24 protein-coding genes are annotated in these 23044 nt (G+C 55.9%); 7 read left to right on the top strand and 17 right to left on the bottom strand.

Features of this window, described 5'->3' with window-relative positions:
* Positions 1-10 precede the first annotated feature (10 nt).
* Positions 11-976: a dihydrodipicolinate synthase family protein gene (locus tag ACRBB0_RS22495; protein WP_431376718.1), complete on the top strand. Its 966-nt coding sequence runs from the start codon at positions 11-13 to the stop codon at positions 974-976.
* Positions 977-1009: 33 nt separating this feature from the next.
* Here the strand turns inward: ACRBB0_RS22495 and traA are convergent, their stop codons facing one another.
* Positions 1010-4786: a Ti-type conjugative transfer relaxase TraA gene (traA, locus tag ACRBB0_RS22490; RefSeq protein WP_431376717.1), complete on the bottom strand. Its 3777-nt coding sequence runs from the start codon at positions 4784-4786 to the stop codon at positions 1010-1012.
* Positions 4787-5056: 270 nt separating this feature from the next.
* Between traA and ACRBB0_RS22485 the strand changes: the two genes are divergently transcribed.
* The 4 genes from ACRBB0_RS22485 (at position 5057) to ACRBB0_RS22470 (ending at position 8422) form a co-directional block, all read left to right on the top strand.
* On the top strand, positions 5057-5284 hold the full coding sequence (locus ACRBB0_RS22485; protein ID WP_431376716.1) for a TraC family protein: 228 nt from the start codon (positions 5057-5059) through the stop codon (positions 5282-5284).
* 28 nt (positions 5285-5312) lie between these two features.
* Positions 5313-5579: a hypothetical protein gene (locus ACRBB0_RS22480; protein WP_431376715.1), complete on the top strand. Its 267-nt coding sequence runs from the start codon at positions 5313-5315 to the stop codon at positions 5577-5579.
* On the top strand, positions 5576-7381 hold the full coding sequence (locus tag ACRBB0_RS22475; protein WP_431376714.1) for a type IV secretion system DNA-binding domain-containing protein: 1806 nt from the start codon (positions 5576-5578) through the stop codon (positions 7379-7381). Before ACRBB0_RS22480 ends, ACRBB0_RS22475 begins: the two co-directional genes overlap by 4 nt.
* A gap of 69 nt (positions 7382-7450) precedes the next feature.
* Entirely contained in the window at positions 7451-8422 is a 972-nt protein-coding gene (locus ACRBB0_RS22470; protein WP_431376713.1) for a hypothetical protein, read from the top strand.
* A gap of 41 nt (positions 8423-8463) precedes the next feature.
* Here the strand turns inward: ACRBB0_RS22470 and ACRBB0_RS22465 are convergent, their stop codons facing one another.
* The 7 genes from ACRBB0_RS22465 to ACRBB0_RS22435 all read right to left on the bottom strand — a co-directional run bounded on the left by ACRBB0_RS22465 (position 8464) and on the right by ACRBB0_RS22435 (position 11754).
* Positions 8464-8877 carry a hypothetical protein gene (locus ACRBB0_RS22465; protein WP_431376712.1) on the bottom strand — a complete coding sequence of 138 codons (414 nt, stop codon included), beginning with the start codon at positions 8875-8877 and terminating at the stop codon, positions 8464-8466.
* A gap of 203 nt (positions 8878-9080) precedes the next feature.
* The gene (locus tag ACRBB0_RS22460) at positions 9081-9440 is read right to left on the bottom strand and encodes a DUF736 domain-containing protein (RefSeq protein ID WP_299506120.1); all 360 of its coding nucleotides are present in this window, start codon (positions 9438-9440) and stop codon (positions 9081-9083) included.
* A gap of 355 nt (positions 9441-9795) precedes the next feature.
* Complete coding sequence (locus ACRBB0_RS22455; protein WP_431376711.1) at positions 9796-9993, bottom strand: hypothetical protein; 198 nt, start codon at positions 9991-9993, stop codon at positions 9796-9798.
* A 51-nt stretch (positions 9994-10044) separates the two neighbouring features.
* Positions 10045-10383 (bottom strand): hypothetical protein, encoded by a 339-nt coding sequence (locus ACRBB0_RS22450; protein ID WP_431376710.1) that lies wholly within the window; start codon positions 10381-10383, stop codon positions 10045-10047.
* Between the two features lie 40 nt (positions 10384-10423).
* The gene (locus ACRBB0_RS22445) at positions 10424-10852 is read right to left on the bottom strand and encodes a thermonuclease family protein (protein ID WP_431376709.1); all 429 of its coding nucleotides are present in this window, start codon (positions 10850-10852) and stop codon (positions 10424-10426) included.
* Positions 10834-11286, bottom strand: a complete 453-nt coding sequence (locus ACRBB0_RS22440) for a hypothetical protein (protein WP_431376708.1) — start codon at positions 11284-11286, stop codon at positions 10834-10836. Before ACRBB0_RS22440 ends, ACRBB0_RS22445 begins: the two co-directional genes overlap by 19 nt.
* A gap of 258 nt (positions 11287-11544) precedes the next feature.
* Positions 11545-11754, bottom strand: coding sequence for a hypothetical protein (locus ACRBB0_RS22435; protein WP_431376707.1), 210 nt, complete (start codon positions 11752-11754; stop codon positions 11545-11547).
* A gap of 453 nt (positions 11755-12207) precedes the next feature.
* Between ACRBB0_RS22435 and ACRBB0_RS22430 the strand changes: the two genes are divergently transcribed.
* Positions 12208-12462 (top strand): hypothetical protein, encoded by a 255-nt coding sequence (locus tag ACRBB0_RS22430; protein ID WP_431376706.1) that lies wholly within the window; start codon positions 12208-12210, stop codon positions 12460-12462.
* A 216-nt stretch (positions 12463-12678) separates the two neighbouring features.
* Complete coding sequence (locus ACRBB0_RS22425) at positions 12679-13218, top strand: gamma-glutamylcyclotransferase family protein (RefSeq protein ID WP_431376705.1); 540 nt, start codon at positions 12679-12681, stop codon at positions 13216-13218.
* 46 nt (positions 13219-13264) lie between these two features.
* Here the strand turns inward: ACRBB0_RS22425 and qatD are convergent, their stop codons facing one another.
* From qatD to ACRBB0_RS22380, 9 genes are all read right to left on the bottom strand, one after another.
* Complete coding sequence (qatD, locus tag ACRBB0_RS22420; RefSeq protein ID WP_431376704.1) at positions 13265-14035, bottom strand: Qat anti-phage system TatD family nuclease QatD; 771 nt, start codon at positions 14033-14035, stop codon at positions 13265-13267.
* A complete protein-coding gene (gene qatC / locus ACRBB0_RS22415) occupies positions 14025-15368 on the bottom strand; it encodes a Qat anti-phage system QueC-like protein QatC (protein WP_431376703.1) in 1344 nt (447 codons plus the stop codon). The genes qatD and qatC overlap by 11 nt, the downstream gene beginning before the upstream one ends.
* Complete coding sequence (qatB, locus tag ACRBB0_RS22410) at positions 15365-16207, bottom strand: Qat anti-phage system associated protein QatB (RefSeq protein WP_431376702.1); 843 nt, start codon at positions 16205-16207, stop codon at positions 15365-15367. Before qatB ends, qatC begins: the two co-directional genes overlap by 4 nt.
* A 41-nt stretch (positions 16208-16248) precedes the next feature.
* Positions 16249-18177, bottom strand: coding sequence for a Qat anti-phage system ATPase QatA (gene qatA / locus ACRBB0_RS22405; protein ID WP_431376701.1), 1929 nt, complete (start codon positions 18175-18177; stop codon positions 16249-16251).
* Between the two features lie 158 nt (positions 18178-18335).
* Entirely contained in the window at positions 18336-19247 is a 912-nt protein-coding gene (locus ACRBB0_RS22400; RefSeq protein ID WP_431376700.1) for a restriction endonuclease, read from the bottom strand.
* Positions 19244-20470, bottom strand: a complete 1227-nt coding sequence (locus ACRBB0_RS22395; protein ID WP_431376699.1) for an ATP-binding protein — start codon at positions 20468-20470, stop codon at positions 19244-19246. Before ACRBB0_RS22395 ends, ACRBB0_RS22400 begins: the two co-directional genes overlap by 4 nt.
* 132 nt (positions 20471-20602) lie before the next feature.
* On the bottom strand, positions 20603-21328 hold the full coding sequence (locus ACRBB0_RS22390) for a UPF0489 family protein (RefSeq protein ID WP_431376698.1): 726 nt from the start codon (positions 21326-21328) through the stop codon (positions 20603-20605).
* A 66-nt stretch (positions 21329-21394) separates the two neighbouring features.
* Positions 21395-21991 (bottom strand): SMC-Scp complex subunit ScpB, encoded by a 597-nt coding sequence (gene scpB, locus ACRBB0_RS22385; protein WP_431376697.1) that lies wholly within the window; start codon positions 21989-21991, stop codon positions 21395-21397.
* A complete protein-coding gene (locus ACRBB0_RS22380) occupies positions 21988-22956 on the bottom strand; it encodes a DUF1403 family protein (RefSeq protein WP_431376696.1) in 969 nt (322 codons plus the stop codon). The genes scpB and ACRBB0_RS22380 overlap by 4 nt, the downstream gene beginning before the upstream one ends.
* Positions 22957-23044 lie beyond the last annotated feature (88 nt).

The raw sequence follows: 23044 nt of genomic DNA, 5'->3' as shown, positions 1-23044 counted from the left end.
GACAAGTGACATGTGCTTTGCAAAACAAGGTATAACGTTCGAAGCCCTTGCCGGCGGGATCATTGCGTCCACATTGACACCCTTCGATGATGCAGGCGATGTCCTGTGCCTTGCCATCACCGACCAGGCCCGCAGGCTGACACGTATCGATGGCGTCATCGGGATTGCCGTCAATACAACGGTGCGGGAACGGCTGACACTAACTCCAGAAGAGCGCCTTGAGGTCATCCGCTGTACCCGTGCCGGTCTCAAGGACGGTCAGATCCTGGTCTCCTGTGTGGGAGAACTGTCCGAAGCCGTGTTTGACAATGTGATCGCCTGCAAGGCGGCAGGGGCTGATGCGATCATCACCTTCCCGGTCAAATGGAAGACAGGGTTTGAGGGTCAGACGCTCGGCGAACGGATCACGCATCTGGCGGCATTGACCGACCGCCTTGCCCTGCCCGTTATCCTCGCCTTGGGCAACGGTGAGAACCGATGGGCCGAAGCGCCCGAAGACCTTGCCCTGATAGCCACCACCGGTCGTCAGATCCTCGGCTTCGACATGGGCCATGATGATAATGTCCTGCGCTACGACCAAGATTACTACACGCTCAAAGGGACCGACAGGCCAATGGCCTTGCTGCCGTCCTCGGAAGGTGCCCTCTTCCACAATCTCAACACCGGTGGCGACGGCGTCTTGTCATCGCTGGCCTATATAGCCCCGCATGAAGTGGCAGCGCTTTACAGTGCCTCCCGCGATGGTCGCTTCCATGAGGCCCAGGCCATCCACAATCAGCTCGCACCCTTGATCGCAATCATGAACGGGCATGACATCGACACCCGCGAGATGCTCTGCCGAAAGGCGGCTCATACACGTGGTCTGCTCGCCTCGCCCGTTGCGCGCGGCTTGCACACGCCGCTCTGTCCGCATCTTGCAACCCGCCTTCAAAACACGCTCGATGACATCATCCTCAAGCCAATCAGCTGGGTTTAACGGACGAACGTGCAATCCGCAGCAGGCTCCGTCCTATCGCTCAATTCCGCGATACTGATCCTTGCCGCGATCCGGTGTGCGATCCAGCCTTTGGATCTGCTCACGCATCTGACTCATAACCGGTATTGCGTGGGCGACCCCGTCGGCGCGCTCCTGAATTGACTTGCGCGCCAACGCTGATCGCGACGCCAAAGCCGGGTCCTGCTCGATCCCTTTCCGGATGGCTTCGTCCCCCTTGCCGTAGCGCGCGGCCAGACCCTGACGGAACCGCACGACTTCCTGCGCCGATGCTTTATCCGTCATCAGGAGCCGCGTCTGATCGTCCTTCTCCTGTCCGGACGGCATCTGGTGCACCTGCGCCATCCGCGCCATGTAAGCGTGCGCTTCAGGAGACAAATCAGGGATCGGTTTACGCATCGCAGCGCGTCTTGCCTCATGCCGGTCGACGATGTTCAGTTTGATCCTGTCGAGCTCAGTCAAATGCTCCTCTACCTTACGGGCCATCGTGGGCGTCAATTCCAGCGCCGTGCGGCGATCTCCATTGGCGATCCCAAGCCGTGTCTTGCCCTGCATCTCGCCAAAGCTTTCCGGGGACCGTTCGATCTCGGAGACCAAGGCTTTGCGGTCTCCCTGCGCGGTGTAGTGCGCAACCATCCGGTCCACTGCCTGGTCCGGTTCAACGTAAATCCGGTAGGCCGCATCCTGCGCCAGGGCGAGGCTCGGCCGGGCGGCGATGTCCGCGGCAGCGCGCGTGCGGATGTCTCTATCTTCCAAAGGCGGTAGATCGGGCACAGCATCGATCAGTGGTTTTTCTGGCGGCATGTTGGACCTCACTTTAGCTGGTGTTTGGTCGGTGGAACGGTCAGGAGTTTGGGTCGGCGCGCGATCCGGTCCTTCCGTGAAGGCCGTTGCCCGCGCGAGATCCCAAGGCCGCACCCGTTCGGTCAGTGGCTGCAGGGTGGCCTGCGTTTCGGCCCATTGGGCGGCAAAGACTTGCTCCCAGCTTTCACGGGCGAAGGACTTCCAGCCGTTGGGCAACCCATCCAGCACCGGCGCATCCTCATTCGGTTGATGGGATCCATGGGTCAGGATGGCGTCTTTCGGAAAGACCGATCTGAGATCGGCGTTGAACGATCGCAGTTCGCCCGCAGACAGCGCAAGGTTGAGTTCGTAATGCGCGGAGCGTTCAAACCCGCGCGCCTTTCGACCGCGAATGGTTTCCGATGCGAGGTTGTGCGACAGGCGGTTGACGGCGTGCTGCAAGTGGACGGACATTTCAGGCGGCCGCGGTGCCGGCGGCACGCGCCGCGCAGGCTCCTTGCCCCCATCCCTTTCCGGCACCAGGATCGGTTCACGGTCCGGCGCGGGATGGCGCAACCGGCCGAAGCGTTCCGCCAATCTGTCGAACCGCTCGCGCAGATATTGCACATTGGCTTTGACAAAGTCGGTGATGACGCGCGTCGTTGAGAAGCCGCGCCGTTCGGCAAAACCGCGCACGATGTCCTTGTAGTCGACCCGGTCGCGATAGAGCGCGGTGGAGTCCTGCAGCCGGTCGCGGCACATCAGTTCGACCAGCTCGCCCTTGCTGCGATAATCCTCGCGGGACGCGTAGAGGGAGACATCATCGCGGTGCCGGGTCAGCGCCACATAGGAGAGCTGCGCATCCATCGTTGGCGACAGATAGACGAAGGCGCGGTCGACCGTGTTGCCCTGCTCCTTATGGATCGTGCGCGCATAGCCATAGTCAATGTGGTTGTATTCGTTGGCGCGCAGAGTGATCGGATCGACATGGCCCTCCACCAGCACTTTGAGCCGGTTCCGTTCGGCTTCAACCACCTGCCCCGTCGATCCATTAAACACCCCGAGACTGCGTTCGTTCTTCAGGAACAGGATTTGATCGCCCGCTGCGAAGGGTTTCTCGCCACGCTCTGAGGCAAACGTCGCTTCCTCGTCGAGCGTATCCTTTGACTTCAGCATCTCCCGCGCCTCGACGTTCAATGCGATCACATCCTCGTTGCGATGTGCCATGATCGTGATGTCCGCTGACGCCTGATGGTAGGGCATCCAATCCGCAATTAGAGCAGTCCTGGCATCCTCATTGCTTTCTAACCAACCGAGCTTGTCGTGCTCCAGATAGGCGGCAACCCCCTCGCCCGCCCTGCCCGATCCGAACGCGATCGCAGCCTTGCGCATCCACGGCGCGTGCTGGCGGACGACAGAGTCGAGTTCGGAATATCCCGTCACATCAACAAAAGCACGGAAGGCGGCACCGGCCTGAATGGGCTGCAACTGGCGCGCATCGCCGAGCACGATCATCCGTGCACCGGCCTCGTTCAGGGTGCGTGTGATGCTCTCCATCTGGCGCGAAGAGACCATGCCGGCCTCATCCATGACAAAGACGGTTTTAGCGTTTGGGAGCATGTCCCCTTTGGCCCATTGATACTCCCAGGAGGCCAATGTGCGGCTTTCAATGCCCGCCTCCGAGCGCAGATTGTCGGCGGCAATTCCTGCCAAAGCGCCACCCACAACCGTATAGCCCTGAGCTTCAAACGCGATCCGCGTGGCCTCGGTTGCGGTCGACTTGCCTGCCCCCGCATAGCCCACGAGTGCTGCCGCACCCGTCTCACGGGTGAGGTGCCGGACAACCATTTTCTGCTGATCGGTAAGATCAAACCCGCGCTTTGCCTCAAACACCGCATAGGCCTTCTCAAGGTCCTTATCTGCGATCGGGGCTGACTGCCGGCGGGCCAAACCATCGATATTCTGCAGCATTTGATGCTCCAATTCGACCATGGTCCGGGTCGAGAACATCGCCTCGCTTGTCGCATCGCCCGTAAATGGATCGAAGGCAGGTGCGGCCACAGGCACCAACTCTTCATGCGCCCCCACATGGTAGAAAAGCGCCTGGAACTCTGCGGGTGTACACTCGGTCCGGTGGATCTCCCGCGCGATGTCATGACGGGTAAACACCGCCTTTTGTGTCGTGATCTTGTTCAGGATGAGTGCCGGATCATCCGCATAGCGCAGATAGTTTTCCCGTGCCGCAAGCTTGGCCTTCTCGGCGAGCTCTGACACCTCGCCCCGCGCATCCATATTGTCGGACGCAGGACCCCGATGCTTACTTGGCACCGCATCGATCCCGAGCTCTTCGAACGAGCGATGATCGACCCGAATGTCATGGCCATGTTTTGCCAGATGATGGTTCTGCGTCTCGGCCCAGGCCGCTCGCATCTCGCGCAACCGCTCCTGACTGCCCGAGAATTGCTCATAGCGGATTTTGCCGTCTGACCCGCGCAACACTTTGCCATCATCCCCCAGGACTGGCACACGCTTGGCCCCAAAACCTTCATCCGTGAGCGGCCTGAGCGACGTCATCAGATGCACATGCGGGTTGTCTGCCATGTCGTGATAAGCCCAGTCCGCGACGATGCCATGCGCCGAAAGCTCTCGTGAGACAAAGTCTCGCACCAACTCAATGTTCTGCTCTGTGGTCAAATCAACGGGTAGCGCCAGGACGATCTCGCGCATCAGCTGCGCGTCTTTACGCCCCTCATTGGCTTCCACGGCATTCCAGAAAAACGCACTTGCCTCCGGCGCCGCATGTTCCTCGGCAAATGCTGCAATCCACTCCGGCGCATCCTTCGGCAGCGCGAATTCCGAATGCGCATTGCCGCCTTTGCGGGAATAATCGATTTCTTCGGCGGTCTCTTCGCGCTCCATCTTGGCGCAATGCCGATAGGCAGCAGCGGCAACGGCGGACCGTCCGCCCCCCTTGCCGATGATCTGCGCCGAAAGATGGTAGATCGCCAAACCCCGTCTCCTTTCCGGCCCGCCTGCGTTCGCTAGTGTCCAACTTCGGCCGACCAAGACTGTCTCAGTCGCTCAAGTACCGCTTCACCCGCATCTTCATGCGGCCATCCCAGGCCGCACCTGTCGCTTGCGACGTATAAGTGCGCCGTTGTCCTCAATTTTCTATCGCATATTTACCGTTATGTCTATCGTTATATATAGCGATGAAGTTTGAATTGATGTATCGTCTGCTCCAACACCCTCAATGTCCAGGGACAGGAGACATAACCCATGGCCAGAAAACCCAAATCCGTTGTCGACATCGACAAAGAGATCGAAGCCCTCAAGGCTCAGCGCGCTGCCGCTCTTGAGGCCCGTGCGGACCAGATCGGTAAGATCGCGGCCAAGGCCGATCTGACGAACTTGGACATTAGTGATGCGGAACTGCTGAAGGAGTTTCAGGCGATTGCGGAGCGATTTCGCCGCAAGGCCTCTGCATCTAATCCTGCAAGTGTTTGATGCCAAAATCGCCAAGGGAGACCAACGGATGCAACGCGCCAAACACGCAGACCGAAAGCAAGGGACGCGCAGAAAAGTCCTGATTGGTGAGGCTGCCATGCGCGCAGGCGCATCCGCAATGCCGCTCGACGAGATCGAAGCGGTTCTCGCCCACTATGTCAACACAGGTGGCAGCAAAGAGCTCCAGTCTTTTGTCGCTGCTCATAGCAGCTTAGCCAAAGGCGGAAGCGAAGCGACCGGCCGAGGCGATGTCGAGATAGAGCCGATGGTGCGTTCCGAAAGCGTGTTGCAATGATCTATAAGCCGGAGGTTGCGCCTTATCGCTGGCTCATAATCGGCATTCTCATCTGCGCTCTGTGTGCGGGATTGGTGTATTGGTATTTCTTTCAATACACCGCCTATCGCACAGCGGACGGTGCATCGATCCCCATCAAGTGGGACTATGTGAAAGCCTGCCTACACCCATTCGACCAAGCCTATTGCGGACAGATCAAAGCGGCGATGTCCCTAAACTCGGAACAACAATTCTATCTCGGCACAACCACGTTTGCCGCATTTGTCGTGATGGCGTTGGGCTGTTTTGGCTATCTCGTTTGGGAATGGGGATTACGGGTCAAACTTCTAATTATCAAAGCCGGACTGACCATCGCCGGTCCAAGAGAGCTTGTTGCTGCGTCCAACAAGGAGATCAAACGCGACGCGAAGGGCCTGCACTGGTTTGGCGATTTCTTTGTCAGTCGGCTGCGCGAAGTGAACCACTTTCTGGTCTTTGGGGCGATTGGCGGCGGGAAGACACAGACCATCCTGCCATTGCTCAGATCGGTCATGGAACGCGGCGACAAGGCCGTCGTGTTCGACTTCAAAGGCGATTACACCCGCATGGCTTTCTCAAAGCCCACGGGCGCGAAAGAGCCGCAAGCACCACTGTTACTCGCCCCCCATGATGACCGCTCGGTGATCTGGGACATCGCCAACGACCTCATCGTCGAAGAGGATGCAATCGAAGTGGCGAACCGGATCATCCCGGAAACCAAGGATCGGTTTTTTTCGGACTCATCTCGGACCGTTCTGGCTCTCTGCATCATCACACTGATGAAGACCAAGCCGCAAAAGTGGACGTGGTGGGAGCTGATGGAAACTACGCAGCTGCCGCTTGAGCAATTGCAGACCTTCGCCAAGAAATATCACCGTGACGCGATGATCTATCTCAATGCGGACTACCGTCAGGTGTCCGCGACCATCTCAACAATGGCCGCAGGCCTGGGTGCGGTCCGCATGCTTGCCTATGGATGGCGGTCGAGCGAAGGCAAGCGCAAGACGTTCTCCCTGCGCAAGTGGTTGCTCGATGAAGAGACGAAGGATCGCACGCTTGTGCTGCAACGCTCGGGGCGGTTTCAGGATCAGTCCGAAGGCTGGATATCTGCCTTCCTGACGGTGATGTCCTCCAATGTGTCCGATGTTTCCTTCGGCGACAGCACAGACCGCAGGGTCTGGCTGTTCGTCGATGAGTTCGCACAACTGCCCAAAGTCCATCGGTTTGAGGCCATGCTGGAAACCGGACGCTCCAAGGGTCTTGCTGTCGTTTTGGGGATACAAGGTGTGGAACAGCTGGTCGCCAAATACTCGCAACAGGTTGCAGACCAGATCGAGTCTTTGATCGGCACCAAGGTGATCGCCAAGATCAATGTCGGCCAGACGGCTCGGCGGCTCGAAGAGCAGTTCGGCAACACGATCATGATCACCCATCGGCGGGACACTGATGGCGGCGGACGGCTCAAATGGATGCGTGAGGAGAAGCGCGAACCTGTCGTGCATCGTACCGACTTCCAGACCGAGCTTGGACCACTTTTGCACAAGAAGGGTGTCTATGTGCTGGTCAGCGGGATCGGCAAACACATCTATCGCGTGCTGGTGCCCTACTCGAAATCCGTCGACATGCGCGCGGCTGAAAAGCCCGCGTCATGGACGATGAGGCTGCGGGAAATTTTCGATGATGAGGCGGAAGTCGCCAAACAGGATGATATCACCGCACAAGAAGAGATGCGGTTTGGTGAAAGAGATCGCGACGATCCAGGCTATGATTTGTCACGGGAGTAGCAATGGGACGGCGGACTAGGAACATAGAAATCCTTTGCAAACATAAAGACCGTGTCGCAAAGATCTGCGATGACACTAGACCTTTTTACACCGACTGTCGCGCAGTCCTCCCTGCATCCCAATTTTGTTTGGCTCATCGAAGAAGAAGACGATGCCCTGCGAAACGTACTCAATGATTGGGCGGCTGGATTCATTGACCGCGACGGAAAGTTTGTTGCTGAGTTCCAGAGGACGTTCAACTCGAGCTGGTGGGAACTCTATCTGTTTGCTGTATTGAAGAGCCTCAATCATGCAGTCGACTTTTCTCATCATGCGCCCGATTTCGTGATACCCGATTCCGGGTTTGCGGTCGAAGCGACAATCTCTGCCCATGCACAAGATGCAACCCCTGAGTGGATGAAGATGATGGCGGATATCACGAACCATGATGATATCGAAGGTCGCTACATTGAAACGATGGTCAGGCTATCGAACTCAATTAGCGCGAAGTTTAGAAAGTACCAGAAGAGCTATTCCAACCTGCCGCATATGGCAGATCAAAGCTATGTGATTGCGATTCAGAACTTTGGGACGCCCGATGCCCATCAGTTGGGTGATGTGGCGATGCAGCGGCTTCTCTATGACGTCAGACATGAGAAGGCGTTCATGAAGGACGGCAAGGTGTCTTTACCAACGGGTCTGTTTGCCAATGAAGAGATGTCAGATGTGAGCGCGATTATCTACAGCACTGTCGCAACATTCGGGAAAGCTCGGGCGTTGAGTGAGAGCAAAGGTGACTTCGTGTTTCAAGCTGTCCGGATCAGGAACAATCACGAGTTGATCCAAGTTGGCGGTACGATTGACACATACAAAGAGAGCCTAAGGGATGGCATGCGGGTGTTTCATAATCCATTTGCGAGACGACCATTGTCGTTTGACCACCTAGGTGCAGAGGATGTCCGGCAGTTTCGCGTCAGAAACGGGGAACTGGAAACAACCTGCCATCCAGAGGGAGATTTGTGTATGCGGCAGGTCATTCATCAGGTGACCATGTCAGACTGATGAGTGCTATTGGGACCAATGTCGGGATGGCTTGGCAGCGCCTAAAACTTGAACACGGCCTTTCGCTCATTGGCCGGTTTGATGATGTCACCCTTTGCGTCCAACCGGATCGCAACTTTCGGATCGACTGAGTAAAGCCCGTTTCGGTTCTGTCTTTTGAGCAATCCGGCGTCCGCAAAGCGGGAGCGCCAGCGTTGGATGGTCACCGTTGTGGTTGAAAGGCGCTCCGCACTGTCATCCATGCGTCCGATAAAACCGGTGTCCTGAATGTCCTGACAGATGTCCGCAAGTACCCTGCAAGCAATGTTTTCTTTGGCCTTGTTGTAGTGCTCTTTGACCTGTCGGAAGAGGTCGATATTCACGCCTAAATGATCCGGAATCAGGTCTTTGCTTTGTGGTGGTCCTTCGAAGAACTTCACATTTTTGGTTTCAAATAATGTCTCTTCGTCACTCACAGTACACCCGTGCATCTGACATGTCCCAACCCCTGTTTCCCCTGTGTGTCTCCCTTTTTGCCCATCAAGCCTGGTGACATCGGTGGAATCATTAACGGAATTGAATGTTTTTGTCATCTCCAAGTGCCTGAACCTTTTGTGTGACGTGAGGATCGTCAATCGGCCCCGATGGTGGGAGGTCCACCGGGGCCGATCCTCTCAGGTTAGGCTGCCTGCTGGTTGCTGGCGGCCTGGGGTTCGCGTGCGGACCAGAGCATCAGGTGGGTGACATTGTCATCACCGATCTCGTCGAGCGCGATGACGTTGGCGTAGATCGCCATGGCGCCGAGCTCGGGGGCGGCCATTTTCACCGACAGGTAGTCGTTGCCGGTGGTCTCGGAGGTCTTCTTCCAGGCGGCACCGATTTCGTAGGTGCCATTGGCGAAGACGCGGTAGTCGGGCTGATCGCTGTGGGCCTTTGCGTTGGGGACGATCGTGATCTTGGAGCGAACGGCCATTGTGGCGAGTGTGCCGGTGAAGATGTCTTTTTCGTTCTTGGTGAGAGATGCGAGTTTGTTGCTCATGGTATTTTCCTCTTAAGTTGTCAGGAACCATTTCCTGATGACACTGGACAAGCATGGGTGAAGCCGAGAAAACGCACCGAGAAAAACCGAGTGGTGCGGCTCGCAGCCGGGCAAGCGCAGCGCAGACCGGCGAGAACTCGGTCGGGCTTTTCGACATTGCGTTTTGGAGCGCCCATGCCCAGTGGCGGTCAATCAGGAACTGGTCCCTGACGGCCGATTTGAGTGAGGAAATCTTTTGAGCAATTTGCACCTCCACCCAAAACAGAACGAAAACGTCAGGCACCCCCCTCGCCCCTATGGCCAGCCTGCACAACATCCCGGCCCCTGACAAAGGCCCATAGTGAACAGACCTGCATCACATGCGCCCTATGGTATCCAATCGCATTGCCGCCGGAGACATCCGCTTCACCGGTTCTGACTGATCTTGCGAAAATGGCATCCCCAAGCTGGCATCGGTCATCAACTCAAGTGATTGCGCGTCGCCGTCGGTGACATGTTTTTGCCCACCGCTCTGGCCTGCCCCGAAGTCTGGCTGCGACCGGATGGCTCTCATGCCGGGAACTGCTCCGGATTTCCCCGCCGGCGGGGTCGCTTGATGACCCGCTCAATGGTCGGTTGGGCCGTCGATATGTTTATGCAAAAGATCGAACCGTGTGATGACGAGATCCACCGCGCGCCGTTTGGCATCGGCATCATCGGTGAACGTGGTGGTGCGCACATAGCCTTCAAAATGGACCAGGTCGCCCGGTGCAAGCTGATCTGAAAGCTCAGCCCGCAAGCGGTCCTTGAAACAGATGATGGTGTTCCAGACGGGCCGCGCCGGGGATCTGGCGTCAGTCCCGTAGCCATCGAGTTCATGATAGACCGTGAGAACGAGTGCTTTGTCATAGGGCTTGATGGTACCGATGCGCACGATGGCATCCCATGTGAAAGAACCGCTCAAGCGTCCTGCTCCGGGAAATGCGTTTCAGAACACTCAGTCATCATCCGCACCATGGTGGCGGTTCGCGCCGCGGAAAAGGTTCTGCCAGACCGGCGGCCAGCATGGCAGGGCCGACCTCGCCTTCTGTCACCCAGAGCCGCGCGAGAGCGCGACCGTATCGGTCTTCACCGTCGAATGCGATTTTGCGCAGTCCGGTATTGAGCAAATTCGTAAGGTATCGGGTGGCTTGGGCCGCAATCTGTCGCTCAGCAGCGCAGCGTCCTTCGATCTCGGGCGTATCGATCCCGATGAGACGTATCTTGGTGCCGTGATACCAGAGTGTGTCGCCATCAACGACGCATGTGACGCGGCGCTCATCCGGCAGGCAGACACGCCATATCACGTCTTGGGCCAAGCCTTGATTTGGAAAGACAGCGCCAAGAATAAGTGCAGCGGCGAGCGCCGTATGCTTCAGGCGTCCCCGCGACATTCTGGGCGAAACTCGTGCAGGTGCTGGAAATCGAGAAACATACCATTCAGATGGTAGGCTCCAAACATGTCAGAAGTGTCGCCGTAATAGCTACTGAGTGAGACGACATATTCCTCAATGCGTGCGCGGTAGTCCGAATCTTTGACGGTGTAGGGAAACAGTTCTGCCCCCGCGATCTGGCAGTTCTGGACAGCGATGATGTGCCAGCCATTGTCGCGGATGTCGAAATTGTCGATCTCCGTCTGGGTCAGTCTGTTGGTGCAAAGGGGTTGGCAAAGATCTTTGTTGATGGGCAATGCGGCACGGGCGTGTTTACTGACCACGAGTTGCCGACTGCGCAGGCGGTTGGCGATCATCAGGACAAGGTCGTCATGGCGATCCTCATCCAGTGCCAGCATCAAGCTTTCCCTGAATGTGTCGTCGAGCTGTTTCAAATCACTGCTCCTCATACAAAAACCGTCTATATCGTAATATATAACGATAACTATCTATACTATATATTACGCGATTTGGAAGCCGCCTGTTCCATCACAACGTGTATATCTCCGTTACAAACAAGCAAACTTAAGTGACGACGACTTGGTGTAAAGGTCACAGGTTTGCTGCAGCGCGGCAGAAAAGAAACAGGTTTTTGTCTTCACGTGCGAATTGAGCAAATTCGTGCCGAATGCAATCAAAAGCAGATCACGCACTTAAATGGTGTCAAAGATATGACCCCTGCCCTTCAGGCAGGCAAAGAGCTCACGCTCGAGGTAGAGGCGGAACAGCTCATCAGATAGGGCGATCTTGTTACGGGTCAGATAGTCGGCCAGCAGAGTGAACGCCCGTTGGGCATCGCCGCGTTCCAGAGCGCGCACGATCGCATCGCGTTCGTCGGGATTTGTGAATGTCGATTGCGTCAATAGTTCGCCTCCTCAGTTCGAGGCCACGACCCAAAGCCGGGTGTTAGAAACCTTCTGTAACAAAGGCGCGCCGCTTTTGGGCGCGAGCGCCTTGGACATGGCAGCGCCACCCGGCCCGTAAGCCGTTTGGGGCTGTTACAGAGAGGTTTCTAAGCCTCACCCTCCGTGTGCGGAGCGCGCCTGTGTTATGCTGCGTTCGCGCAATATTTGCAATGAAAACAATAGAAGATGGTGCGTTTGATGATCCGCACATGCGCATCTTCGGTCACAATCATATCGTTATATATATCGGTGTCGACTTCGACATTTAGCGATTTTGAGTTAGGATCATGTGATGCGCGAGCGATCGTCACCGGATGGCGAAGACCGCAAAGCGGGCTTCGGGAGCGTGAGCTCCTAGAGCGCGGCCGGCACGGCGCGCCCAGATGAACGGCAAACTGCAAGGACTTCGACGTGGTGGAGGACCCCAGAACCATATCAATCAACTCCGACGATCTCGTCGCTCGATTGCGGGAGGTGGAGAGTTCTGCTCAAGGCGATATTGCTCGTGTGATCGAACTACTTCTTGTTGAGAACCACGTTTTGACACGCCAGCAATCCGTGGGGATATCGCGTGGTGTCGGAGTGCGTTTTGAGACTTATCCTCGGTTTTTGAAATTTGAAGACAATGTCGAAGGGCAGGCTGCTGCTGAAGCCGATCAGAGCTGAGGTTAAAGTTAGTTTACACCGACAGAGCATAAACTACTTACAAGTGCTTGATTGCTGAACCTAGTCGTAACTTCCGCTCAACGAACAATCTCAAATGGAGTACGCTATGCGAAGGATGAAAAGTCCGCCGAACCGCTGTTGCATGATTGTGTATTAAGCTAGAGAAGATTTTTACAATGCAAAGAATTTCCAGATTAAGTGGGATTGCGATCGAGAATGAGTTTCCTTTACTTCGCATATGGATCGAACATGTTGAGCAGCAGGCTGATTGCACGCTGTCCTAGTGCCAAAGCCATTGATCATGGAGTCGCCCAAGGCTGGGACTTAGAGTTTTCCAAGAAGAGTATCGATGGCTCCGGAAAGGCGACTTTGATAACTAACGCGGAAGCCATCCACACACCAGGTGTGCTGTTCGAGGTTAATGTTCGGGAACTGAACGACCTCGACCGGTTCGAGGGTGCAGGCAAAGGCTATGACCGCCTAGATGACTTTGAGATTGAGACCTCCAAAGGTTCCGTAAAGGCTGTGACTTACTTGGCCTCAGAAAGACATAGCAACATGATACCTTTTGACTGGTATCTTGCACTCATCGTCGCTGGGGTACTCGAACACAAACTTGCAGATGGTCATGCAGATAATCTTCGGAAAACGACACGAAAACCAGACCTGAAGCTTACCAGGAAATCTCGGATTGCGGCGCTCGAAGCCTTGTCCCGACACGATCATGTTGACTACCTAGCGTTGCTAGAAAGCTGAATTGATGCCTTGGTCTGTGGTTGTAAGATCCGCTATAAGATTTCATTCAGGTGACTAGATGAGAGACTAACGCTACTGATGTCTGCCTAACCTGTCGCCTCACCAACTTAGGATCTTTGCGAAGTGCTTCAGCAATCAGTTTGATGGCGCCTGCGACGTCGCCCGGTGCCTTTTGGGTAGCTGTTGGCGAGGATTGGAAGGGGGCATCCGTCTCGGTCAGCAGACGTTCAAGCGGAACGATTCCCAGAAGGGCTTTTCCCCTTGGCGATAATAACATCTGTTCATTTACCGAAAATAGGCATTCAAGGTCGATCGCGCGGCGTATCTCGCTGTCAGAGGCGCTGAACCAATGAAGAACTGGCCGACAATTTAAGTGAACTCCAGTACGTTCGATCGCATCCAAGACGTGCTTACCCGCCCGGACGCTATGCAAACTAATGACTTTGTCACCAAGTTTGGCACATACATTCAGGGCCCGCTCGAGCACGTGCTTTTGACGGTCAAAGGATGGATAGAAACGACGTCCAGCATCGAGACCTATCTCGCCGATAAATCGACTGCTAGCCGCCAACTCTTCGAACAGTGTAATTTCGGAGGCTCGTTGAGCAACGAGTTGTGGATGCAGCCCCAACGCCGCATGAACATGTTTCGTGCGCTCGGCCATGACCTTGTTACGTTCAAAAGCTTTCGGGGTAGTTGTGACAGCCAGAGTGATGCAAGACATCTGATCGCAGTCAGCGTATGCTTTCTCCATCTCTTTACACAGATCCAGATGACAATGAAAGTCGACCGGGCCCAAGCCATCATCAGCCACCATGTGTCGCACTCACGCCCTTTAGAAGATCTGATACTTCGTCCATGCCGCGGCGGTATACGTCGATATAGCGATCCAACTCGCTGCGATCGAGCGGTCCGGGCTTCAGTACAAGATATCTAGCCCTTTCCGGGTTACGTCTCAAATTATCGGCGGCGAACAGAAAAGAGCGGATGTTTTTGCCGTCTGCGGATTTCGAATCCAACGTATTCGAATGGAGATCGTCCAAAAAATATTCGGTTGTGTCGGGGATCTTCAAGCCGGAATTAAGTGACGCTCTCCTGATTAGGCAAGGAACGCAACGTCCGCAATGCTGTGGGGCGGCGCTCTCGAACCGGACCTGTGCCGGGTGTGAGCAGGACATGGACATCAGAGAGAGTTCGGCAAGAAGATTCGGATCAAGACATCCAGCAACCATCTCGCCCTTGGTCTTGAAGCGATATGGATTTTCGAGGGTCGCACCGATGCCAAGGTCGCCAATGAGGTCCGACATGGAGTTGATGAAATGTGGGTGCGCGGTGCGTGTGCTCAGTGACCCTAGCCTGAGAGATTCCATAGGCACATTCAATGCGATCAAACCGTTTTCCGGTATGAGAACTTTTTCGGTCGAGCCTACAGCGTCGGCCGCGAGGATTGCGAGACTATAAAAAAGGAATGAACGAGCTCTCTGATTATTATCGCTCCCAGCCTCAGCAAAATCTGTCTTGCGGAATCCGATGTAAGCGCGGATGGATTCGAACGCGTTACCGTGTCGGGCTTCCAATACATCAAGGAGCTTCCTTTGTGCGCTCGATGCCTCGCCGTCCCAGTAATGGCTGATCAGGAGCGGTCGCTCCCCAGCTGCGAGTAGATCGATCGTTCCGATGAGGCTATCGAGCCCGCCAGAGAAAAGGCTTACGTGTGTGAAATCGGTAAGGTCCAGCTTTTCTGGGAGTCGCGCGATCTCTTCAAACCCTTTAGGTCTGGGCCGGAAAGTGAATGTCCAATGGTCTCCGGTCAGGAAACGCAGCATTGCCGACAGTTTCGACTTCACCCCGTCCCAAATCTCAGGATCGCTGACCGGGATACTGAGATTGATCATGCGCGTCCATTTGTCATCGGCGTAGCGTTCGCGTGACACGCCGGTGTCGGCGGCATAGACGGACGTGGCCACGATCATGAGGTCGATTGCGCATTCGCTGGGCCGCACATTGAGCTTGAACAGCCTTTCCAAGAGCTGGTTCATCCCCCTGTCGAGCGTGTTGAAATTATCGATCATATCGATAGTGATGTCCGCGCCGCCGGTTACCGGCGAAACGTCTGTTTTTCCCATCCGGACAAAGATGTTTCTTCTCATTGCATGCTCTCCAACACGGCACCCAGCATCTCGAACGAGTCAGCAAAGACATTGGAAATGCTGCGGTCGATCTCCGCTTGAGTTGGTTGCGATCCCGGATCGAACCGGCTGCCTAAGGCGTCTCGTACCCTGCCGTGTGTGTAGTCTCGGGTGATTTGCTCAGCTTCGCGGAAGTCGGCATCGGTTGCCGAGCCGTGTAGCGCATTGGTGCCTATCTCGTTCAACACCTTTGTCACGATACTGCGCTCGATGACATCACAGAGGAAATCATTGAGTTGATCGGATGATAATTCGTCAAAGGCACCAGGATCCTCGGCGGCGAGGTCCCCGATCGCTTCTAGCATAGCATCCCGTGCGATCGCCTCGTCGATAGTACCACCGTCCGGACAAATTATCTCCGCGACAGATTCCAAAACCTCCGTGGCGGGTCGTCCCGCAAGGTCTTGCAGATTGAAGCGTGCGAGCGCCGCGGCCGGACCCTCGTTTGCGAAGGTACTCGCCAAACCGGCGACGCCGGAGGCGACACGTGTCGAACTAGGCATCCGCCTGGCCGCCCCGGCTCCTCCCCCGGCGCTACTAACGTAACCCTTTAGCGCTCGACCGAGCGCTTTTCGTCCACCACCGTTGGTGAACCGAGTGAATTGCCCGCGCGGATATTGAAAGTCGCCTGCGGCTGCTGCCGCCGGAGCCGTCTGAGGGGTCGCATCCAGGTCCGAAGTCTGCCCCGCATCTTGACCTTGATCCGCTTCACCGGTGCCTTCAGAGTCGTCTTGCGTCGGCCCGTCATCGTCACCGCCGCCATCCATACCTGAATCGACCCCGTCAACCCAATCGGGCACGAGTCCGGAAGAAGGACCCGAGTAGGAACTGGACGTACCCATCAACCGGCCCCCTTAGACTTTGATCGTCGAGTCCCGCCCGCCGCAAGTTGCAGTGGCGCGTTACTATCCAGTTTGGCCCATTCCTGTTTGAGCTTTTTGAACTCTGTCTTTGCGTTTTGATCGGTCAACATGGCTTCCCAGCCCGTGGCCGCCCAGGGTCCAAGACTACCGGTTGGCAACTCTGCGAGCAGACGCACAGTCGGTGTTTGCAGCGGTGCTGATATCTTACAGAGCTCGACAAGTCCGTCGACACCCGCCGGCTTCTTCTTCATGTCGGTTGCGGTCCTGACACGTGCCGCTACTACATCAAAAATCTGCTCGATCTCACCGGGTGTGAGCTTCGCCACTTCAACGGCGGCGGCGCGCGCACCGAGCGTGCTGCCGCAAAGCTTTTCGATCCAATCCTCTTTCAGCGCCAAGGCGGAACCGCTGGTGAAGAGGGCTTTCCGATCACGAGAGACGAACAAGTACGGTCTGAGATCTTGACCTGTCAGCGCGGGGGAAACCGCCGCCCAGCGTCTGACCCAATCACTTGAGAGCGGGTCGTTCTCCGACGGCGTATCTATCGAAACCGGTTTTTTAGTTGCAGTCTTCGGCTTAATCGAGTCCCGCTCGTCATTCTCCTTTTTCATCGCGGCTTCTATCCGCTCGACGATCTTCGATGAACCGCTTACGGCCGCCTCCGCTTCTATGCGCTCGAAGAATTCGGTCTGGAACCGTTCCGCGAGCATGAGTTTTGCCAGAGCAGCCGGGTTTATGTCGTCGATGATTTTTCGTTCTTCCGCGATAGCCAGACGTAGATTAAGCGTGTTCAGGAACCGCTTGATTTGACGTGGGTTGCCCTGGGCACCCTCCGCCAACGGATACGCGAGCTGGTCTGCGAGCTGGAGCGCGTTCTCCAATTCGGCTGAAACGCTGCCAAGTTTCTCTTCGATCTGGCTACGATTTAGTCCAGCACCGTCCCAAGGCCGTCGGAGAGACTCGCGCCCGAGTTCGAGCAGTGCGCCAAACTCTTTTGAGTTTGCGGCAAACGATCGGCCCGCGATCAACAGGCTCAAATATGTTTTAGTTTCGACGTAGCCGAGCGGCGGTAACCGGAACGGCACCTGGATCAGTTTTTCAAGATAATTGCGGGCATATGTAGATGGGCCGGAAGACAGCGGAAGATCTGGAAAATGGGAGCGGACGGCATACTCGATCATGCCCTCATCGGCCGCGATCACGAATGCCGCCCCGGGTACGAAAAGGAACAGACGTATTGCTTCGAGGGTCTCGATGGCGGTCTCGGGCAAACACCTGTCCAGATCGTCCACTACCACGACCAGTCTATCAATATCGGCCGCCCGCAGAAGCTCTAAGAACTCGTCTCGGAACGCATGGATGTGGGTCGGCAAAGTTTCAGCCTCTGCTTCGCCGAGGCAGCCGGTCACACTATTTACAAATCCGGTGACGTCTGAGACGTCAATATCCTTTCCAGCAGCAAGCAGCCCCTTGCCCATATCCATAAGGCTAGAAACCATATCAGGGGACGGGATGCCCGTCAGACCGGTAAGAGCGAGCCCGCCAGCTTTTGACGCGACCTTCATGAGATCCACGCGCTTCAAGAGTTTCAGCGAGGCGTCTTTCAGCTTTGTGCTGGTCGCGCGATCACGCAAGAGCTGATCGATTATCGTTTCGATAACGACGGTTTTGGCATCCTCGAGCCCCTGAAACAGCCAGCCGTTAAAACGGACGACGGACGTTCGATCATCGTCGGCGAACTCGTTTTCGAGCATCAAGAGTACGCTCGACTTGCCCGCGCCCCAATCGCCGTGAACGCCGACGGTCAAGGGGGCATCACCCGCATCACGGATCACCCTGGCGACCGAAGCCGAGATGGCCTCGAAATAGATCATGTCGGTCGCAGTTTCGTTGTCGGGAATGATCATTGTCGGAATGTCTCTATCTGTTCTTCAAATTTTTCGCTTGAAATGCATGTGTTTCAAATAATTACACAATAACTAAGCGATGAGGAAGTCATACCAGCATCCGGGGGAACAACGCCTCAGTATTGTACGAGATGATGCCACACATCAAATTTGCTTTGTTAAATCATACCAAGCTCTCGAACTGGGACGAAAGCCCGGTTGGTTTCGGCGGCGCGTCGGAGTTTCTCTTCGACAACCTCGATCAACGACAATCTGTTGTGGACGATTTCATGTAAGTCGAGACCATCAATACATATGATATTGGTTCGACGTCCCGTGCCGAACGCCGCCAATCCGTCTTGAGAAAACCCCGAATTACTAATAAATACACCGCGCGACCAAGTCGCTTTGCCTGATACTTTCCCCGAGAAGGCAAGGAGGTCGGACTGGCCGGTCAAACCCGCCTGCCATTTGGCCTCCACAAGATAAGTCTCTCCGTGAAGCTTGAAGCTGCCATCGACCTGTTCGCCCTTCAGCTTGAAGGGCGTCCGGGGCGTCAGCTGATAGGCGGCGAACAGCTCTGTAAGGAAGCGCTCATACTCATAGCCTCGACGCTGCGGCTGCTGCTCGAAAAGACCTAACAGACGTTGCGAGAGAGAAGTCGCTGTATCATCCGATAGGGTGATTCCCGAGGGCTTAGGCTGCTCTTGAGGCTTCGGTTCCTCTGCATGTAGTGAGTCAAGGAACGCCGCCTCACACAACTCAGGAATCTTTAGAGAGAGGCGCGGCAGCAATTGGTTCAGCCGTTCGATCTCGTCGCGTGTCAGCGGCTCGCCTCTGCCCCGACGCCATGTCATTGACTGGCGTACGATAGCCATCATAAGTGGCGCGAATTTGTGGCGGCGATGGCTGAGGGTCGAGGACAGGAGATGGACGATTGCAGGGCGCTTACTGCCTCTTATCCAGAAGTCTTCGGTCTGGACCTTGGCCGCCGCAAGCGGAAATGCCGTTCGGGAGTTTCCGCTTCCCGGCAAGAAGTTGTAGAGCAGATCCGCTAGATCTTCGACGCATTGTTCCTCCACCAAGCTCATGGCGCACCCCACAGGCAAGAGAGTGGAGCGGCGAACATGTTGTCCGCGAACGGAACGACCTGATCATGGTCGTAAAGCACCAAACCTTGAACAAACTTTTTCCCGCATGCCTCTGCCAGTTTGCGCATGCCAGAGAAGTCATCACCGGAAACGGTGGCTGACGATTTCACCTCAATACCCACGATCTCCCCGCGGCGGTTCTCCAACACGATGTCGACCTCGTTCTTGTCCTTGTCTCGGTAATGCGAGAACGAACAACTCTGCTCGCTCCAGGACGCGATCTTACGGAGTTCACTGAACACAAAAGTTTCGAGGATTGGACCAAACGGCGTTTTGTCTTTCTGTACGGTTTCCGGTGAGACATCGCGCATCGCCGCGAGGAGCCCCGCATCGAGGAAGTGAAGCTTTGGCGACTTGGTCAATCGCTTCAGCCGATTGGTGAACCATGGTTGGAGGGTATGCACCAGAAAGATGTTTTCAAAGATCCGCACATATTTTTGTGTGGTTACATGGTTTAGATCAACGGCGGCGCCGATGCCCGTGTAATTGGTCAACTGACCGGAATGCTCGGCAAGGACGGAGAGTAGTTTTGGCATGATGGCGAGTTGGTCTATTTGGGCTACGTCTCGGACATCGCGCTGAACGAGCGCTTCGAGATAGCCATGATACCAATCCTGCTTTCGCGCCCACCTCTTTCTGCCAAGAGCCTCCGGATACCCGCCCGAAAGGACTATCTCAACCAGGTCGCCCCCTAAGACTATATGGTCAGATTTGGGCTTTTGCGCCGCGAATGCTCTATCAATGAAGTCGGACTTCTTGCCGAAAATTTCTGCTTGAGAGAGTGGAAGTAGTCGGATGACCTCCATCCGGCCCGCAAGCGAGTCCGCCACCTTCGGGATGGTCATAAGATTAGCGGAACCGGTTAGCAGGAATCTCCCAGGGGTTTTATCCTCATCGACCGCGCTCTTGATTGACAGTAGCAGGTCTGGTGCGCGTTGGATTTCGTCGATCACGGCACGATCCAATCCTCGGACGAAGCCGACCGGATCTTCGAGTGCTGATCGAAGAACGGTCGCGTCATCCAACGTGAGATAGGGAGTTTTGTCAGAGGCGATGTCGGTCGCGAGCGTCGTCTTCCCGGATTGGCGAGGGCCCGAGATGAGCACCACGCGGGTGTCTGACAGGGCGTCCTCTACTCTGGACTTAGCGAATCTGGGGTACATTTTAAGGGTGTCCTTTCTCGACCGATTGAAAGTACACCTCCGACCGATTGAAAGTCAACGACCGACCGATTGAAAGTGAAAAGGCGTCTGATTGAAAGTTCAAGGACGTTTAGGAGCTGACAACAGAACAACTCACGTGGCGGGAAGTCGGAACTCCAAACCGAGAATGGCTAAAATGCGAGCAGCGAGAGCTTCGGTTGCTTCCCATCCGGGAGTGAACGAATCTGGCGTAAGGCAGAGCGTCACAGCCCCGACAACGCCTCGGTCCATAGCATCTTTCAATCCGCTGAAAGTTGTTTCCACATACTCGTCGGATATCATCCGGACTGAACCGTCGTCAGCATCACAGAAAAAGTAATCCAGATCGACGTTTACGATCCAAGGGGCTTCGTTTCCGCCGAGCCAGTACGATATGTTTTCGGGCAAATCCCAGATCGGGCTAAACATCGTACCTTCGTAATTGGGTGGATCGCCATCGTTGTGCGTAAGAAATCTCAGCGTGGTCAGATTTGAACCAAATTCGTGCAAGTAGATCGAAAGGTAATTGTCCCACCGGATGACCGGGCACGTGAAGCCGCCACAATCGTAATTCTTGCCAAGATGTTCGTCGATCCCGGCGGTCCAGTCGGGGAGATTATCGAGCCATTCGTCCATCTGGCTCTGAAGGGTGTCTGTATGTCGATCTATATGTAAGAGCGAATGCGGCTTGCTCAAATCAAGCTCTTGGAGCCAGCACCACAGCGCGGCTCGATGATTATCCATCACATAAATGTTGCCAGAACGGCAAAGAAAGTTTTGCTCGATGGCTCCCGAGTGATTCCGCCCCTTGAAAGGTACGATCCATTCCCACTGCGTCATCGCCGTTGCCCGATCATCATGAGTTCTAGGTAGTTTATGCGGGGAACCGATAAGCTCGCTATAAGTCTAGTCATCCGCCAGTTCCAACTCCGGCAGATCTCTCAGCGTCTGTAGATCAAACGTCGCAAGAAACTCTGCTGTTGTTACAAAGGTATGTGGCGCACCGGGACGCGGTGACCTTGGGCCCGACGCAATGAGATTCTTAAACCGCAACCGTGCAAGCAAATCGCGATTAACCTCCTTGCCAAAGATGTCGGCCAGCCCTGCCCGGTCGATCGGTTGGTGGTACGCGACGGCGCATAGCACAGCCATTTCGATCTCGGTGAAATCAAGCGAACGGTCGCCGAGATCGGCCGCGGCTTTGATCGCATCGGCAAACCGTGTGCGAGTCCGGAACATCCAGGCGTCAGAGACGCGAGCGATTTCATAAGGACGTCCCGAGAGCTCGGCCTGGATGTCATCAATCAGCGAATCGATTGAAGCGCCCTGCCCCACAACACGTGCCAGATCCTCACGACCAACCGGCGAGCCGCTGGCAAACAGCACCGCCTCGATCCGCCCCATCCATTCCCGCCACCGAAGGTCTTCGGGCAAGTCGTCAAGCTCACGGTCGAATACTGTGTCGCCTTCACCGGCAGGTTTTCGTTTGGCAGCCACGCTCATAGGGGCACCCCATAAAGCCGGAATGTCGAGCGGCCGGTCAACTCTTTGATGACACCCAATTCAACGAGGCGATCGCAGAGCCGTCGCGCGGCGCGACCTGTCATTGGCGTCGTCGTGCCCCGGATTATCGGCGATAGCATGCCGGAGGGCGCGATCGCATCCTCGGACAGGAACAGGTTGATGGCCGCGTCCGATCCTTTGGAACGTAGCTTCGGGGCGACTGCATGCACGGCGGTAGCGCGTTCGGCAAGAGTCATTGCAAGCCGATATGTGGTCTGAGTGCTTTTTGAAATTGCATCATGGATCGCGAACTCCCCGACCCTATCTTCAAGGTCACGCAAATTTCCCTTGGTCACCTGAAGGGCGGTGAGTGGAAGTAAACGCTCCCACCCGAAAAACTTCGCAAGCACCATATCGGCGAGCAGGCAACCGATCCGCTCCGCGCGATCATCGGACTCAAGCACGGCCCGCAGGATGTTTGTGGCGGCCATCAACGGCCCCTGCGACTTGGTTTGCTCCATTGCATCGCTCAGCCAGCCCTCAACCGAATCCGCAAAACCGGCGTCGATATGATCCGCGACATTTCGCATCCAGTCCGAGCCACCAAGCCGGAGACGCACAGCACCCCGCCAGAAGTCCAGCACATCGCCGTCCGGCCCCCAATGGCGTATCCCATCGGTATCGGGTGGCGTCAGATGATAGGCGTCCCTGATGTCAGCTTCTCGTGCCAACCGTCCTTCCAGTTTGGAGGTCGCAACGGCGGCCCTGAGCGCAAGGGTGTTGACCAACAGGGTCTTAGGAACCAATTCACTGGATTGCCTTAGAACCATATCCAGCATTGCAAAACCCGCGCCTGACAAAAAGGCAACGTTATGAGGTGTTTCGCCTGCACGGGAGGTGACCCAGCCGGGCGGTTTCGGTAGGGTACTCGAGTTGTCCGAAGTCGTGGGACGCTGGTAGGTCATGCCACAACACTATCTCGCTACGGCGCTTTCGTCCACCGTATGAAGCAGTAACCGCCCCGCCTTAAACATCTTTTCTATGTCCAATAAG

Source organism: Pelagimonas sp. (assembly GCF_050633425.1).
In the GTDB taxonomy this organism is placed as follows: domain Bacteria; phylum Pseudomonadota; class Alphaproteobacteria; order Rhodobacterales; family Rhodobacteraceae; genus Pelagimonas.
This window is presented reverse-complemented; position numbering and strand designations above follow the sequence as displayed.

Coding starts and splice junctions, on each gene's coding strand:
- ACRBB0_RS22495 (WP_431376718.1), top strand. CDS start 11: ATGTGCTTTGCAAAACAAGGTATAACGTTCGAAGCCCTTGCCGGCGGG.
- ACRBB0_RS22485 (WP_431376716.1), top strand. CDS start 5,057: ATGGCCAGAAAACCCAAATCCGTTGTCGACATCGACAAAGAGATCGAA.
- ACRBB0_RS22480 (WP_431376715.1), top strand. CDS start 5,313: ATGCAACGCGCCAAACACGCAGACCGAAAGCAAGGGACGCGCAGAAAA.
- ACRBB0_RS22475 (WP_431376714.1), top strand. CDS start 5,576: ATGATCTATAAGCCGGAGGTTGCGCCTTATCGCTGGCTCATAATCGGC.
- ACRBB0_RS22470 (WP_431376713.1), top strand. CDS start 7,451: ATGACACTAGACCTTTTTACACCGACTGTCGCGCAGTCCTCCCTGCAT.
- ACRBB0_RS22460 (WP_299506120.1), bottom strand. CDS start 9,440: ATGAGCAACAAACTCGCATCTCTCACCAAGAACGAAAAAGACATCTTC.
- ACRBB0_RS22455 (WP_431376711.1), bottom strand. CDS start 9,993: ATGAGAGCCATCCGGTCGCAGCCAGACTTCGGGGCAGGCCAGAGCGGT.
- ACRBB0_RS22445 (WP_431376709.1), bottom strand. CDS start 10,852: ATGTCGCGGGGACGCCTGAAGCATACGGCGCTCGCCGCTGCACTTATT.
- ACRBB0_RS22425 (WP_431376705.1), top strand. CDS start 12,679: ATGAGTTTCCTTTACTTCGCATATGGATCGAACATGTTGAGCAGCAGG.
- qatD (WP_431376704.1), bottom strand. CDS start 14,035: ATGGTGGCTGATGATGGCTTGGGCCCGGTCGACTTTCATTGTCATCTG.
- qatC (WP_431376703.1), bottom strand. CDS start 15,368: ATGAGAAGAAACATCTTTGTCCGGATGGGAAAAACAGACGTTTCGCCG.
- qatA (WP_431376701.1), bottom strand. CDS start 18,177: ATGATCATTCCCGACAACGAAACTGCGACCGACATGATCTATTTCGAG.
- ACRBB0_RS22400 (WP_431376700.1), bottom strand. CDS start 19,247: ATGAGCTTGGTGGAGGAACAATGCGTCGAAGATCTAGCGGATCTGCTC.
- ACRBB0_RS22395 (WP_431376699.1), bottom strand. CDS start 20,470: ATGTACCCCAGATTCGCTAAGTCCAGAGTAGAGGACGCCCTGTCAGAC.
- ACRBB0_RS22390 (WP_431376698.1), bottom strand. CDS start 21,328: ATGACGCAGTGGGAATGGATCGTACCTTTCAAGGGGCGGAATCACTCG.
- scpB (WP_431376697.1), bottom strand. CDS start 21,991: ATGAGCGTGGCTGCCAAACGAAAACCTGCCGGTGAAGGCGACACAGTA.
- ACRBB0_RS22380 (WP_431376696.1), bottom strand. CDS start 22,956: ATGACCTACCAGCGTCCCACGACTTCGGACAACTCGAGTACCCTACCG.